This is a genomic window from Pseudomonas sp. GW456-L13 (assembly GCF_017350115.1).
GTDB classification, from domain to species: Bacteria; Pseudomonadota; Gammaproteobacteria; order Pseudomonadales; family Pseudomonadaceae; genus Aquipseudomonas; species Aquipseudomonas jessenii.
The window spans coordinates 1,282,540-1,295,556 of record NZ_JACNAS010000001.1 but is presented as its reverse complement, the minus strand read 5'-3'; the positions used below and the strand labels follow the sequence as shown (position 1 = coordinate 1,295,556).

Below are 13,017 nucleotides of genomic sequence, written 5' to 3'. Positions count from 1 at the left end.
GTCCGCGTCTTTTGCGGACACCTCTGAATCTGTGGGAGCGACGGTGCGGCGATCCGACTTGCTCGCGATGGCGGATTAAAAACGCCACAGATCTCAACGTTTTTCGAGGTTTTCCGGCAGCGGCGCAAACAGCGCCTCGATATCATCGCTCTGCAGTTTCCAGTCCCCGGCCTTGCGCCCATCCAATACGCCGGCCGCGAGGTCGGATTTTTCCTTTTGCAGGTGCTGAATCTTTTCTTCCACCGTTCCGCGCGCGATCAGTTTGTAGACGAACACCGGCTTCTCCTGGCCGATGCGATACGCACGGTCGGTCGCCTGGTTTTCCGTCGCCGGGTTCCACCACGGGTCGTAATGAATCACCGTGTCCGCTTCGGTCAGGTTCAGGCCAACGCCACCGGCCTTCAGGCTGATCAGAAAAATCTGACGCTTGCCGCTCTGGAATTCCTTCACCGGTGTGCGGCGGTCGCGGGTCTGGCCGGTCAACAGAGCGTAGGCCACGCCGCGCTTGTTCAGTTCGTCTTCGATCAGTGACAGCATTGAAGTGAACTGCGAGAACAGCAGGATCCGCCGACCTTCCTCGAACAATTCCTCGAGCATTTCCATCAGGCTATCGAGCTTGCCTGACGTACTGCCACGGCTTGGCAGGGTCGCCTCGTTGACCAGGCGCAAATCGCAGCACACCTGTCGCAACTTGAGCAGGGCTTCAAGAATGATGATCTGGCTGCGGGCCACGCCTTTGCGGGTGATCTCGTCGCGGACTTTCTTGTCCATGGCCAGGCGCATGGTTTCGTACACGTCGCGCTGGGCCTCATTGAGTTCGACCCAGTGGATGATCTCGGTTTTCGGCGGCAACTCGGTGGCAACCTGTTCCTTGGTGCGGCGCAGCAGGAAAGGTTTGATCCGGCCGTTGAGGTGCTGGAGCCTGACCTCGCTGGTGCGTTTTTCAATCGGCACGCGGTAATCGCGGTTGAAGCTTTTGACGTCGCCCAGCCAGCCGGGCAACAGGAAGTGAAACAGCGACCAGAGTTCACCGAGATGGTTTTCCAGCGGCGTGCCACTCAGGCACAGGCGCTGCCGGGCGTTGAGCTCGCGGGCAGCCTGGGCGGCCTTGCTGGTCGGGTTCTTGATGTATTGCGCTTCATCCAGCACCAGTATGTGCAAGGGCTGCGCCGCCAGGCGTTCGACATCCTTGGGCAGCAGCGCATAGGTGGTCAGGATCAGATCGTAGTCGGCCAGCTTGTCGAAGTGCTTTTTGCGGCTGGCACCGTACAGCGCCAGTACCTTGAGCTGCGGCGTGAAGTGCGCCGCTTCGTCGAGCCAGTTGGGGATCAGGCTGGTCGGCATCACCACCATGCACGGACGATCGAGACGACCGGCGTTTTTCTCGCTCAGGACGTGCGCCAGTGTCTGCAGGGTTTTGCCCAGGCCCATGTCATCCGCAAGGATTCCACCCACTTCCAGCTGCCGCAGCGATTGCATCCAGCTCAAGCCCTCAAGCTGATACGGACGCAACGTCGCATTCAGGCCGTCCGGGGCGACGGCCGTGTGGTCCTTGATGTCGCGCAGGCGCTGGGCAAAGGTGCGGATCTGTTCGCCACCCTCCCAGAGCAGTGGCATGTCTTCCAGTGGGTTCAGGCGTGTGGCATCGGCCTTGCTCAGGCGCAGCGTGGTGTCGCCGGGCTCCTGCAGGTAGAACTCGCCGAGGGTGGCCAGCACCGGTTTCAAGCGGCCGAAGGGCAGGGCGACTTGCAACGGGCCGTGCCCGGAGTTCGGGCGATTGGGGATATTGACCAGGATCAGCTCATCGTCGCGGCGTCGGGCAAGGCGCTCCGGGTTGAGGATTTCGGTGTGGGAGCGCATCAGGTTGAGCAGGATCGGTAACAGGCTCAGACGTTCGCCGTTGACGATGATCCCCAATTCCAGGTCGAACCAGTCGCGTTCCGGTGCCTGTTCGACGGTGGCGTACCAGTCGTCTACCGCCGTCAGGTCGAAACCGAATTCCTCGTCGATCTGCAATTCCCAGCCCTGGGTGCGCAACTTCGGCAGTTCATTGAGGGTAAAGGTCAGCCAGGCGCTGTCATTGACCATCTCGAACAGCTCGCCGGCACTTTCCGGCAGGGCCTTGCTTTGCCGGGTGGCGATTTTGAAGCCGAGGATTCGCAGTTGCTCTCGGTAGGACTGTTCCACTTCCGGGTGGCGTTTTATCCGCAGCGTCTGGGTTTCCTGACGAATCAGGATGTCGGTGTTTTTCTGCCCGGAAACGTACTCGTCCAGGTAACTGAAAGACAGCGCCGCGCGATGCTGGATGTAACGCTGCATTCGACCGTTGCGCGGTTCGAACGCGCTGAACTCGATGCTGGCCAGCCACAGGCGGGGAACGGGCTGCACATTGTCCACCAGCACTTGCGGCGGTGCTTTCGGGCTGCGGTTTTCCAGGACCGCCTGGAGTTTTTCCAGGAGTTCGGCATCTTTGGCGGCAGCGGGGTAGTCGAGGGTTTCCTGCACTTGCAGGAGCACCGCCGCGCAATGTTTGCAGTTGCTGTGGACCGGGCAGGAGCAGGTGGCGTCGACCATCAGCAGAGTGCCCTTGGCTGACTCGCGCAGGCGAATGGTCTGACGGTAAACGTTACCGCCCGAGCCTTCACACGCGGCGACGATGGTTGCGTCGCCGGCTTCGACGATCCTGACACGATTCTCCAGCGCGTAGCGGCGGCCACGCTCCAGGCTCTGTTCCTTGAATCGGCTGACCCAGGACGGTGCCAGGGGTTTGCTCAGGGTCGCGGACATTGGGAATCAGTCCGGAATTTCTTCGGGAGCTGCTCGGGGGGCGGGGGCGGTCAGCGAGGTGATCTTGATCAGCAGGCCGAGGTGGCCGTTGTCGAGGAAGTTCAATTGGCCGTTTTTGGTGTGGCTTTCCTGTTTCAAGCGCTCGCTGGCGGTCACCATGCCATTGGCATCGATCTGGTTGACCCAGAAATCGGCGTCGACGTCGGTAAAGCGCCCCAGTTTCATGTTCAGTGTGCCCTCGATCGGGTACTGACCATACTGTTCCTTGCCGTCGCTGATCGCCACTTTGCTGGCGGTTTCGCCGAGGGGCTGTTGCCACGCCTTGTGCAGCAACACCGTGTAGTCAGCGCTGCTGGTGAGTTTTTCCACCTCGCCATTGAGGCTTGGCGTGCGCAGGCTGTCGGGGCTGACCGGTTGGGCGCCAGCGGCCCAGTCTTCCGGCGCGGCGCGACTGACGATTGCCGGCACGGTGTTTTGACGGACCAGAATCATTTCGACCTGATACAGGTCATCGGCATATGCCGTGGGTGCGACCAGCGCTGGCATCAACAGGGTCAGCAGGGTCAGTGAGCGAAACAGGCGCATGCGGCGTCCTTCAAGCAGTTTTCGGAACGAGGCGCTCGAAAAGCGCCTCTACAGTATTAAAGCGCTCTTCCGGGCGCTCCATCGGAACCATGAACTTGAACATCGTGGCACCTTCGAATTTGTAGCGTTTTGGCTGGCTCTGGATCAGTTTGATCAGGGTCAACGGGTCGACCGGCGTCTGTGCGGCGAACTCGACGCGACCGCCTTGGGGGCCGCCATCGACTTTCTTGATGCCCAGTTGCTCGGCCTGCAATTTCAATGCTGTGATGCGGATCAGGTTCTTGGTCGGTTCCGGCAACAGGCCGAAACGGTCGATCATCTCCACTTGCAAATCCTTGAGGCCGTCCTCGTCGGTGGCCGAGGCAATGCGCTTGTAGAGAATCAGGCGAGCGTGGACATCCGGCAGGTAGTCTTCCGGGATCAACGCCGGTACCCGCAAGTTGACTTCCGGACCGCCGCCAAGCGGTTGATCGAGGTTTGGCTGCTCGCCCTTGCGGATCGACTTCACCGCGCGCTCGAGCATTTCCATGTACAGCGTGAAGCCGACGGCCTGAATCTGCCCGCTCTGGCCGTCGCCGAGCAGTTCGCCGGCGCCACGGATTTCCAGGTCGTTGGTGGCAAGCACGAAGCCAGCGCCGAGGTCCTGGGTGTTGGCAATCGCTTCCAGGCGCTTTTCCGCGTCCGGGGTGATTTGCTGGCGTGGCGGCGTCAGCAGGTAGGCGTACGCCTGGTGGTGGCTGCGTCCGACCCGGCCGCGCAACTGGTGCAACTGTGCCAGGCCGAACTTGTCGGCACGCTCGATGATAATGGTGTTGGCGCTCGGTACGTCGATGCCGGTCTCGATGATGGTCGAGGCAATCAGCACGTTGAAGCGCTTGTGGTAGAAGTCGCTCATCACCTGTTCGAGTTCGCGTTCGCGCATCTGCCCGTGGCCGATACCGATCCGTGCTTCCGGCACCAGTTCGGCCAGATCGGCAGCGCATTTCTCGATGGTCTTCACGTCGTTGTGCAGGTAGTAGACCTGGCCGCCACGCAGCAACTCACGCAGCAAGGCCTCTTTGACCGTACTCTTGTTCTGCTCCATGACGAAGGTGCGTACCGACAGGCGACGGGCCGGCGGCGTGGCGATGATCGACAGGTCGCGCATGCCCGACACCGCCATGTTCAGCGTGCGCGGAATCGGCGTGGCGGTCAGGGTCAGGATGTCGACTTCGCTGCGCAGGGCCTTGAGCTGTTCTTTCTGACGGACACCGAAACGGTGCTCTTCGTCGATGATCACCAGCCCGAGGTTTTTGATCTTCACGTCGTCCTGCAGCAGCTTGTGCGTGCCGATGACGATGTCGATCTTGCCTTCGGCCAGGTCCGCGACCGCCGCATTCACTTCCTTGGCCGACTTGAAGCGGCTCATCACTTCCACGCTCACCGGCCAGTCGGCAAAGCGGTCGCGGAAGCTGTTGTAGTGCTGCTGGGCGAGCAGGGTGGTCGGCACCAGGATCGCTACCTGGCGACCGCCGTGCACTGCAATGAACGCGGCGCGCATTGCCACTTCGGTCTTGCCGAAGCCGACGTCGCCGCACACCAGGCGATCCATCGGCTTGGGCGCAAGCATGTCTTCGCGCACCGCTTCGATGGTGGTTTGCTGGTCCGGGGTTTCTTCGAACGGGAAACCGGCGCTGAAGGTGGCGTAGTCGGCCTTCGGATCTGCGAAAGCGTAGCCTTCGCGGGCAGCGCGACGTGCATAGATGTCGAGCAACTCGGCGGCCACATCGCGCACCTGTTCGGCGGCTTTGCGCTTGGCTTTCTGCCAGGTCTCGGAGCCCAGGCGATGCAACGGGGCCAGGGCATCGTCGCTGCCGGTGTAGCGGGCGATCAGGTGCAGGTTGGCCACCGGCACATAAAGCTTGGCGCCTTCGGCGTATTCCAGGGCGAGGAATTCAGCGGTCTGGCTGTCGATTTCCAGGGTCGCCAGGCCCAGGTAGCGGCCGACACCGTGGTCGATGTGCACCACCGGCGCACCTTCGCGCAGCTCGGTGAGGTTCTTGATGACAGCATCGTTGTTGGCATCGGCGCGTTTTTCGCGGCGACGGCGCTGCATCACGCGCTGGCCGAACAGCGGGCTTTCGGCGACGAGGGCCAGGGCCGGGTCATCGAGCAGCAAGCCTTCGTCGAGCGGGGCGATGGTGATCGCCAGGCGTTCCTTGCCGGCGACAAAGTCCGGCCAGCTGTCGACGGTTTTTGGTCGCAGCTTCAGGCGTTCCAGCAGCTCCAGCAACACTTCGCGGCGGCCTGCCGATTCGGCGGTAAACAACACGCGACCGGGGAATTCGTCGAGGAAACCAGCCAGTGCCGCTAATGGCTGGGTGGCCTTGGCTTCGATGGCCAGGTTCGGCAGTTCTCGAGCCGGGAAGCGCTCGCGGCCGCCACCGCTTTCAATGTCCTGTTGGCTGGCCACTACGCGCGGCCAGTTCTTCAGGCGCGCGAAGCAGTCTTCCACTGGAAGGAACAACTCGGCTGGCGGTAATAAAGGACGGGAAGGATCGACACGGCGTTCTTCATAGCGATTGCGCACATCGTTCCAGAAATTCTCGGCGGCCTGTTCGATGCCCGGCAGGGAAAACACTTGCGTGTCCTGTGGCAGGTAATCGAATAGCGTCGAGGTTTCTTCGAAGAACAATGGCAGGTAGTACTCGATACCGGCCGGGGTGATCCCGCTGTTCAAGTCCTGGAAGATAGGGCAGCGACGGAAATCGACATCGAAGCGCTCGCGAAAACGCGCCTTGAAGCGGGTCACGGCTTCTTTCTCCAGCGGGAACTCCTTGGCCGGCAGCAGTTTGACCGAGTCGACCTTGTCGATGGAGCGTTGATTCTCCGGGTCGAAGGTGCGCAGGGTTTCGATTTCGTCGTCGAACAGGTCGATGCGGTATGGGAGTTTGCTGCCCATCGGGAACAGGTCGATCAACGAGCCGCGGACCGTGAACTCGCCATGCTCGTACACGGTATCGACATAGCGATAACCGGTGGCTTCAAGCCGGGTGCGCATTTGCTCGACGTCTAGCTTCTGGCCGACATCCAGCACCAAACTGCTGCCGAGCAGGAATTTGGTGGGCGCCAGGCGGTGCAGGGCCGTGGTGATCGGCACCACCAGCACGCCATGACTCAACTCCGGCAGTCGATAGAGCGCCGAGATACGTTGGGAAATGATGTCCTGGTGCGGTGAGAACAGGTCGTAGGGCAGGGTTTCCCAGTCGGGAAAGTGCAATACGGGCAAATCCGGGGCGAAGAAAGCCAGCTCCTGTTCCAGCCGTTCGGCACTTTGGCTGTCGGCGGTCAGCAGCAGGGTAAAGCGCTTGGCAGCGCTGGCGGCCTCGGCAATGGCCAGGCTCAGGGCGGCACCGGGCAGGTTGCCCCAGTGCTGTTTACCTGCCGCGGCAGGGAGAAGCGGTAGACGCAGAACGGGCACGGAAGGTTGAGCTCCAAGCGTTGCGACAAAGTCGGTAATTGTAGCGGTCTACGATGCCGCCTGTCAGTTGCTGACTGTGTCTAAAGCACGGGTTTGGCGAAATGTAGTGGTAAAGACAAAATTCTGCGCTTTTTTACCTGAAATTAATGAATATGTAGTGGCAAAAACAACGAGTGTTACGGAGGGTTACGGATAACGAGACTTTGGCTCCAAAAAATTGACTGTGCTGAAAGCCCCGGTTTTATTGGGCTGGAGCGAGGCGTAATTTTTTTGAACGACGATTTGTTACGTAAAGCGCGACGGGCGCGCATTGCTACCGCTGTCACTCGGCGGCATAATGTAGCCCCTTTTTTCTGCCCCTACATGTGGAAGGTTCCCGTGACTCAGAAGCCCGACCAGTGTCTTGGTGAATGGATCGACCGTGAAGCACTCGCAGAAGCGATGATTCCGCTTATCGGTCAGCTCTACCGCAATAACAACGTGGTGAGCTCGATCTATGGCCGCAGCCTGATCAACCGCTCGGTGATTTCGATCCTCAAAGCGCACCGCTTTGCCCGTCATCGCCAGACCGACGAAACCGAACTCTCCGTCCACGAAACATTCCCGCTACTCAAGGCGATGAGCGAGCTCAAGCTCGGTGCCGCTTCGGTAGACCTGGGCAAGCTGGCGGCCAAATACAAGGCCGAAGGCAATGGTCGTAGTGCCGAGCAGTTCGTCCGTGAAGAGATGGCCGACGTGGTTGGCCAGCAGAACGCTTCCGCCCGCAAAGGCACCGACGTTGTCCTGTACGGCTTCGGTCGTATCGGCCGTCTGCTGGCGCGCATCCTGATCGAGAAAACCGGTGGTGGCGACGGCCTGCGTCTGCGCGCCATCGTTGTCCGCAAGGGCGCCGAGAACGACCTGGTCAAACGTGCCAGCCTGCTGCGTCGCGACTCGGTTCATGGCCCGTTCGATGGCACCATCACCATTGATGAAGCCAACAACACCATCACCGCCAACGGCAACCTGATCCAGGTTATCTACGCCAAGGGCCCGGCCGAAGTCGACTACACCCAGTACGGCATCGAAAACGCTCTGATCGTCGACAACACCGGTGTATGGCGTGACGCCGATGGCCTGGGCCAGCACCTGGCTTGCCCGGGCGCTGCCCGCGTAATCCTCACCGCACCTGGCAAGGGCGCGCTGAAGAACATCGTGCACGGCATCAACCACGGCGAAATCACCCCTGACGACAAGATCATCTCGGCCGCTTCGTGCACCACCAACGCCATCGTGCCGGTGCTCAAAGCTGTGAATGACAAGTACGGCATCGTCAACGGCCACGTCGAAACCGTTCACTCGTTCACCAACGACCAGAACCTGATCGACAACTTCCACAAGGGCAGCCGTCGTGGCCGCGCCGCGCCGCTGAACATGGTAATCACCGAGACCGGTGCCGCCACTGCAGCCGCCAAGGCTCTGCCAGTGTTGAAGGGCAAGCTGACCGGTAACGCGATTCGCGTTCCTACGCCGAACGTGTCGATGGCTATCCTGAACCTGAACCTGGAAAAGGCCACCACTCGCGAAGAGATCAACGAGTACCTGCGCCAGATGGCCATGCACTCGGATCTGCACAAGCAGATCGATTACGTCAGCTCCCAGGAAGTGGTTTCCACAGACTTCGTTGGCTCGCGCCACGCAGGCGTAGTGGACGCTGAAGCGACCATCACCCAGGATAACCGCGTTGTTCTGTACGTCTGGTACGACAACGAGTTCGGTTACAGCTGCCAGGTAGTTCGCGTGATGGAAGACATGGCCGGTGTAAACCCGCCAGCATTCCCGCGCTAAGCCTTAGCTGCACATGAAAACGCCCCGGCCTTGGTCGGGGCGTTTTTGTTTGTGCTGCTTTTGTCTATTGGGGGATGTGTTGTTCGCACTGGCCTCATCGCGAGCAAGCTCGCTCCCACAGGATTCGGTGGTGTTTGCACGGTAGTGATCACGCCAGCTATCCGATGTGGGAGCGAGCTTGCTCGCGATAGCGGTCTGAGAGAGATATCAATGCTGGATGTGATGGCCTCATCGCGAGCAAGCCCGCACCCACGGTTCTATCGCATAATGGCTGGCCCTGGCGGTGTGTCAGGGGATGCATTGGGGAGCTCGGGAATTGTTGATCAGGTGGCAGGGGGTGGCATTTTTGCTGCTCGGCGCACTATCAGGCTGCGGCAACGGCGACACTCTGGAGAGCTTCGGCGGCCCGACCATGGGCAGCACTTATTCGATCAAGTATGTGCGCCATGCCGACCTTCCGGCGCCGGACGAAGTCCGTGTCCAGGTCGAGCAGATCCTCGCTGACATTGACCGGCAAATGTCGACCTACCGCAGCGACTCGGACATCGAGCGCTTCAATGCATTGCCGGCCAACGGCTGTCAGGCAATGCCGGCGTCGATCCTCGAATTGGTCCGCGTGGGCGAGCAACTGTCAGCGCAAAGCGACGGTTCCTACGACCTGACGGTGGAGCCATTGCTGAACCTCTGGGGATTTGGCCCGCAGGCCCGCGGGGAAAAAGTCCCGACCGCCGAGGCGCTCGCCGAAGCCCGCAAGCGCGTCGGTCATGAACACTTGCGCATCGATGGTGACCGGTTGTGCAAGGACGCCGCCGTGGAGGTCGACTTCAACAGCATCGCCGCCGGTTATGCCGTGGACACGATTGCCGCAAGGCTCGAGGCGATGGGTATCCATGACTACCTCGCCGAGGCCACGGGTGAGCTCAAGGCGTCCGGCAAGAAGGCTGACGGCTCGCCGTGGCGCATTGCCCTGGAAGAGCCGCGGGATGACCGGCAGCTGGCGGAGCGGGTCATTGTTGTCGACGGCTATGGCCTGTCCACTTCCGGCGACTACCGGAATTATTTCAAGCAGGACGGACAGCGTTTTTCCCACACCTTCGATGCCCGCACCGGTGCGCCGGTCTCACACAACCTGGCATCCGTCACAGTGATTCATCCTTCTGCGTTGATGGCCGATGGCTTATCGACGCTGTTGCTGATTCTCGGTCCTGAGCGCGGTTGGGACTACGCAGAAAAACACGATATCGGCGCATTTTTTGTGATTCGTGCCGATACAGGTTTCGTCACACGCAGCAGTCGCGCTTTTGAACGCCTCAGTGGCAAAAAAACCGAATGATTTCGGCGATTTGAGCATTGAAAACTGGCGTTGTAGCGCAGGCAAAAGTAGCCTACGACGCGACCAAGGGTTAATGTGCGCGGCGTTGACGCTTCTATAGACTGTGTCCGGGTTCTGCACTGGCCCCAAATTGTTCCTTCATGCCACGCATTGGCGTGATTTAGCCGCAGGTGCCGAGGGTACCGCGGCCTGTTCTGAGGAGTACGCATGGCTGTCTACAACTACGACGTGGTGGTGTTGGGTTCCGGCCCGGCAGGGGAAGGCGCGGCAATGAACGCCGCCAAGGCAGGGCGCAAGGTGGCGATGGTCGATAGCCGTCGCCAGGTCGGCGGCAACTGCACTCACTTGGGCACCATCCCGTCCAAGGCACTGCGTCACTCGGTGCGGCAGATCATGCAATTCAACACCAACCCGATGTTCCGGGCCATTGGTGAGCCGCGCTGGTTCTCGTTCCCGGACGTGTTGAAAAGCGCCGAGAAAGTCATCTCCAAGCAAGTCGCTTCGCGTACCGGCTACTACGCCCGTAACCGCGTCGACGTGTTCTTCGGCACCGGCAGCTTCGCCGACGAGCAAACCATCGAAGTGGTCTGCGCCAACGGCGTGGTCGAGAAACTGGTGGCCAAGCACATCATCATTGCCACCGGTTCGCGTCCTTATCGCCCGGCGGACATCGATTTTCACCACCCGCGTATCTACGATAGCGATACCATCCTCAGCCTCGGCCACACACCGCGTAAACTCATCGTTTACGGCGCCGGCGTGATCGGTTGCGAATACGCCTCGATCTTCAGCGGTCTGGGTGTATTGGTTGAATTGGTGGACAACCGTGGGCAACTGCTGAGTTTCCTCGACTCGGAAATTTCCCAGGCCCTGAGTTATCACTTCAGCAATAACAACATCACGGTTCGCCACAACGAAGACTACGACCGCGTCGAAGGCGTGGACAACGGCGTGATCCTGCACCTCAAGTCCGGCAAGAAGATCAAGGCCGACGCCTTGCTCTGGTGTAACGGTCGTACCGGTAACACCGATCAGTTGGGGCTGGAAAACATCGGCGTAAAGGTCAACAGCCGTGGCCAGATCGAAGTCGACGAGGCATACCGCACCTGCGTGCCGAACATCTACGGCGCCGGCGACGTGATCGGCTGGCCGAGCCTGGCCAGTGCCGCCCACGACCAGGGCCGTTCGGCCGCTGGCAGCATCGTCGATAACGGCAGCTGGCGCTTTGTGAATGACGTGCCGACCGGCATCTACACCATTCCGGAGATCAGTTCGATCGGCAAGAACGAGCAGGAACTGACTCAGGCCAAGGTGCCGTACGAAGTGGGCAAGGCCTTCTTCAAGAGCATGGCGCGGGCGCAGATCGCCGGCGAGCCGCAAGGCATGCTGAAGATCCTGTTCCACCGTGAAACCCTGGAAGTGCTGGGTGTTCACTGCTTCGGTTATCAGGCGTCGGAGATCGTGCACATCGGTCAGGCGATCATGAACCAGCCGGGCGAACTCAACACGTTGAAGTACTTCGTCAACACCACGTTCAACTACCCGACCATGGCCGAGGCCTATCGGGTAGCCGCGTACGACGGCCTCAACCGGCTTTTTTGACGGGCTCCGGCCGGTGGCCTGAGCCGGCCGGGGAGACCGATTTCAGCAATTCTCGAGCGTGGCGGTGGCCAAACCGGGAAAGTCTGTAATCAGGCTGTCAACGCCGAAGTCGGCGAGTCTGCGCATCAGCGCGGGCTCGTTGACGGTCCATACCGACACATGCAGCCCCTGACGTTGCGCCCTTTGCAGGCGTTCCGGCGTGCACAGGGTCCAGTTCAGCGCCAGAATCTCACAGCCATAGCTGGCGGCGACCTTCAGTGGGTCAAGCCAGGCATACTCGGCCACCAGCCCGCGGGATACGTCCGGCACCAACTCCAGCGCCGCCTTGAGCACTTCACGGGAACTCGAGGTGATGGTCACCTTGTCCATCAAGCCATGACGCTGCACCATTTCGCGAATCGCCAGCACGGTGGTCGCGGCACGCATCCTTGATGCGCTTTTGACTTCCAGCTGCCAGTGATCGAAGTCGCATTGCTCGAACAGCTGTTCCAGCGTCGGAATCGGGCACGGCTTGATCCAGCCCGGGCCACCCTTGCGTGCGTCATACGTCACAAGCTCGGCCGCCGTGTGTTCGACGACCTTGCCGCGACGGTCAGTGGTGCGCTTGAGGGTCGGGTCGTGGATGACCATCAGCTCGCCGTCCATGGACAGGTGCAGGTCCAGTTCGCAGCGACGCACGCCGTGCTTGAGACATTCCTGAAAGCTGGTCAGGGTGTTTTCCGGTGCTTCGCCCTTGGCGCCGCGATGGCCGTAGATGAGGGTCACGGTTCTTCCTTAATTTAATTGCCTGATTCGAGTTGGTCGCGGGCCAGGCGTCGTTCCTGGGCCTGCTTTTGCAAGATGTGGCGGGCCAGCAGTTGGCGTTGGGCGTCGGTCAGGTATTCGAACTCGGTGCCGACGTCATAGCCGTCGCCCTTGCGGTCGCAATGGGTGACGCGGGCGCGCAGTAGCAGGCCCAGGGCTTGGGGCATCAGTACCAGCCTGACCGACAGGCGTGCGCCGGCGGCAATGGGCGATGGATGCTGAAAGTCGATGCCGCCTTCGGAGATGATCACCGGCTGCGGCTCGCCGATCTGCCCGAGCACGGTGATGGCGATCACCTGGCTCAGCAAGTCGATGCGTTTGTTCTGGGATTTGAGGAACGCCGCGAGGTTCCGGTCGCGTTCGCTGATCTGGCGCAACAGGTGTTGCGACTCGAATTCGCTCAGGTGCAGTTCGCTGAGCAAGTTGAAGAGCGGGGAAGCATCCTGCAACACTTCCTGGCCTGTGGCTTCAGTAGCGGACAGGGGCCGAATTTCCAGTGCGATCGTATCCTCGATACGGTAGTATTCGCGGCGATCTTCTTCATCTAATGTCGACATGGCGAACCCATGGTAGCGGCGGTGGTCTGAGTGTAAAGCTGGTTATCGACCCCCGCCACAAG

The 13,017-nt window shown here is 60.6% G+C and carries 8 protein-coding genes; 3 read left to right on the top strand and 5 right to left on the bottom strand.

The genetic code is table 11. The features are described from left to right. Nucleotides 1-93 precede the first annotated feature (93 nt). From J4D25_RS05850 to mfd, 3 genes are read right to left on the bottom strand one after another with little or no spacing between them, the layout of a single operon-like run. Nucleotides 94-2,787, bottom strand: coding sequence for a DEAD/DEAH box helicase (locus J4D25_RS05850; protein ID WP_057715650.1), 2,694 nt, complete (start codon nucleotides 2,785-2,787; stop codon nucleotides 94-96). Nucleotides 2,788-2,793: 6 nt separating this feature from the next. Continuing rightward, complete coding sequence (locus J4D25_RS05845) at nucleotides 2,794-3,372, bottom strand: CsiV family protein (RefSeq protein ID WP_057715649.1); 579 nt, start codon at nucleotides 3,370-3,372, stop codon at nucleotides 2,794-2,796. A 10-nt stretch (nucleotides 3,373-3,382) separates the two neighbouring features. After that, nucleotides 3,383-6,832, bottom strand: a complete 3,450-nt coding sequence (gene mfd / locus J4D25_RS05840) for a transcription-repair coupling factor (RefSeq protein ID WP_057715648.1) — start codon at nucleotides 6,830-6,832, stop codon at nucleotides 3,383-3,385. A 363-nt stretch (nucleotides 6,833-7,195) separates the two neighbouring features. Here mfd and J4D25_RS05835 point away from each other — a divergent pair, with 363 nt between their 5' ends. The 3 genes from J4D25_RS05835 (at nucleotide 7,196) to sthA (ending at nucleotide 11,594) form a co-directional block, all read left to right on the top strand. Beyond that, the gene (locus J4D25_RS05835) at nucleotides 7,196-8,659 is read left to right on the top strand and encodes a glyceraldehyde-3-phosphate dehydrogenase (protein WP_057715647.1); all 1,464 of its coding nucleotides are present in this window, start codon (nucleotides 7,196-7,198) and stop codon (nucleotides 8,657-8,659) included. Nucleotides 8,660-8,954: 295 nt separating this feature from the next. After that, complete coding sequence (locus J4D25_RS05830) at nucleotides 8,955-9,992, top strand: FAD:protein FMN transferase (protein WP_057715646.1); 1,038 nt, start codon at nucleotides 8,955-8,957, stop codon at nucleotides 9,990-9,992. A gap of 207 nt (nucleotides 9,993-10,199) precedes the next feature. Beyond that, nucleotides 10,200-11,594, top strand: coding sequence for a Si-specific NAD(P)(+) transhydrogenase (gene sthA, locus J4D25_RS05825; RefSeq protein ID WP_007984277.1), 1,395 nt, complete (start codon nucleotides 10,200-10,202; stop codon nucleotides 11,592-11,594). A gap of 42 nt (nucleotides 11,595-11,636) precedes the next feature. Here the strand turns inward: sthA and J4D25_RS05820 are convergent, their stop codons facing one another. Further along, the gene (locus J4D25_RS05820; protein ID WP_057715645.1) at nucleotides 11,637-12,359 is read right to left on the bottom strand and encodes a glycerophosphodiester phosphodiesterase; all 723 of its coding nucleotides are present in this window, start codon (nucleotides 12,357-12,359) and stop codon (nucleotides 11,637-11,639) included. Between the two features lie 14 nt (nucleotides 12,360-12,373). Further along, on the bottom strand, nucleotides 12,374-12,955 hold the full coding sequence (locus J4D25_RS05815; RefSeq protein ID WP_057715644.1) for a PilZ domain-containing protein: 582 nt from the start codon (nucleotides 12,953-12,955) through the stop codon (nucleotides 12,374-12,376). Nucleotides 12,956-13,017: the final 62 nt, after the last annotated feature.

Coding starts and splice junctions, on each gene's coding strand:
- J4D25_RS05850 (WP_057715650.1), bottom strand. CDS start 2,787: ATGTCCGCGACCCTGAGCAAACCCCTGGCACCGTCCTGGGTCAGCCGA.
- J4D25_RS05845 (WP_057715649.1), bottom strand. CDS start 3,372: ATGCGCCTGTTTCGCTCACTGACCCTGCTGACCCTGTTGATGCCAGCG.
- J4D25_RS05835 (WP_057715647.1), top strand. CDS start 7,196: ATGTGGAAGGTTCCCGTGACTCAGAAGCCCGACCAGTGTCTTGGTGAA.
- J4D25_RS05830 (WP_057715646.1), top strand. CDS start 8,955: ATGCATTGGGGAGCTCGGGAATTGTTGATCAGGTGGCAGGGGGTGGCA.
- sthA (WP_007984277.1), top strand. CDS start 10,200: ATGGCTGTCTACAACTACGACGTGGTGGTGTTGGGTTCCGGCCCGGCA.
- J4D25_RS05815 (WP_057715644.1), bottom strand. CDS start 12,955: ATGTCGACATTAGATGAAGAAGATCGCCGCGAATACTACCGTATCGAG.